1 protein-coding gene and 2 pseudogenes are annotated in these 1866 nt (G+C 30.9%); 1 reads left to right on the top strand and 2 read right to left on the bottom strand.

Annotation, left to right across the window (positions count from 1 at the left end; translation table 11 throughout):
- Both ACOYLT_RS11795 and ACOYLT_RS11790 read right to left on the bottom strand, forming a co-directional pair.
- Nucleotides 1–258 (bottom strand): annotated as a pseudogene (locus tag ACOYLT_RS11795) (hypothetical protein); the annotation flags it as partial.
- A gap of 111 nt (nt 259–369) precedes the next feature.
- Nucleotides 370–1167: an IS982 family transposase gene (locus ACOYLT_RS11790; RefSeq protein ID WP_422854033.1), complete on the bottom strand. Its 798-nt coding sequence runs from the start codon at nt 1165–1167 to the stop codon at nt 370–372.
- A 277-nt stretch (nt 1168–1444) separates the two neighbouring features.
- Between ACOYLT_RS11790 and ACOYLT_RS11785 the strand changes: the two are divergent.
- Nucleotides 1445–1866, top strand: a pseudogene (locus ACOYLT_RS11785) (hypothetical protein); the annotation flags it as partial.

Raw genomic sequence — 1866 nt, 5'->3', positions numbered from 1 at the left:
TTTAGGAATTTCTTTTGTGTTCACCCAAATTTTCCCTTGTAAATCTTCATGTTCAATGTCAACTCCCGAATCTATTACAGCCACAATCACAGGCTGTGAAGTTTTCTTTTTCAATAAACCATAAGCTTTATCTGTCAGCATACCTGTTCCAGCACCATTGTACCAATTTAATGTCCCAGGAATTGGTTGAGCTATAATTCGTGGGGACAATGCAAAAGCAACTAAAACAAGGCTAATTTTAAAGAATATCTTTTTCATGTAACTGATTTTTTTTCAAAAATAACATTTAATACTAGAATATTTGCTTTCATTTTACAATTGAACTAATTTAGGTTGCTACTTTAATTAACCCGTTTAGCGGATTGATTTTTAAGCCGCAAGAGCATGTTTAATATTATTTATTGGGTTTTTATTTTGGAAGTTAATGTATTGTAATACTGTAACCGCTGCAATTTTGGAGATTGTTCTAGTTGATAATCCTTGGAAAGTTTTAGCATAATTTCTTTTCATCATTAGGTGGTCAGATAATTGTGAAAACAAAGTTTCTATCCTCTTTCGTTGTTTTCTGAAAACAAGAGGATAGGGTTTGTAATTTGATTGATTTTCACGTTTTGGCGTTTGCAAATCTATTCTTGCTGTTTCAAAAAGATTCAATTGTAAACTAGAACTTAAGTATCCTCTATCACCAAGTAGAACACAATTATTTAGTTCTGATTGCTTTATATCTGACAGAAAATGAATGTCATGAACGCTTGCCTTTGATAAATCCATCGCAGAAAACACTCCTCTTATCGATATAACTAAATGAATTTTGTAGCCAATGTAATACTGTTTATTTACTGCTGAATACCCTTTATCTGGTGCTGTTTCATAGTTCTCCTTACAGATTTTTAATCGACTTTCTCGACTGATTTTACAAACTGGAACAGGCATAGAATCAACAATAAAAGCATTTTCTCCCTCATTCATTTTTGTTGCCAATCGCTCGGTCACCATTTGAATGTAACCATTCAAGTGTTTGCGACGCAGATTGTAGCGGGTAAGATGAATCAAATTTGGAAAATCAATCCGATAATCCGATTTTAATTTAGACCAAAAATAATTTTCACTATCAATAGACAATGCTTCTTGACAAATTGCTAAGGCAATAATCTCAGAATCAGTCATTTTAGGCTTATGTCTATACAATCGAACATTTCCTTCTATAAGCTTATCCGAAAGAATTGTTTTGGCTATTTGATGAATTTTGTCGAAATTTACCTTTAAGTCATGCATAATTTAAATGTTGTCAGATTCATTTAAATTACTGTTTATCAGTAAAATGCATGGCTTTTTCAAACTTTTTTATCAACAATTTAATCCACTAAACGGGTTAATAAATAATTATCTTCTAGAGTATCAAAGAATCAATGACAAAAATAATTACTTTTGTAAAAAAAAATATATGATTAAAAAATCCTACCTATCAATTTTAAGTGTAATTATTTCTTTATCGACATTTTCGCAAGATTATGAAAAACCAAAGCCTTTTGAAAAGCCAAACGAGGTTGCTGAAGATTTTATTCAAGAATACAACAAACATTCTGTTAGTTTTGATATTGGAGGGAAAGATGGTGTTAGACACCCTGGAATAACATCTATGAAGCTTACACAAATAAATTCTTATGTATTGGGTTATAGATATATGATTAATAATCGATTTGGTTTATCGCCCGAAATTGGTTGGGAACGATTTAAAGATTTAAATGATAGCGTAGGCACTGCTCATTATTTACGTTTTTCTTTTAATACATTTTATAACCTGACAGATGTTTTAAGATTTAATTCTTTTTCAAAAAGATTAGGTATGATGGCTATCGCAGGAGC

Source organism: Flavobacterium sp. (assembly GCF_049318185.1).
In the GTDB taxonomy this organism is placed as follows: Bacteria; Bacteroidota; Bacteroidia; order Flavobacteriales; family Flavobacteriaceae; genus Flavobacterium.
This window is presented reverse-complemented; position numbering and strand designations above follow the sequence as displayed.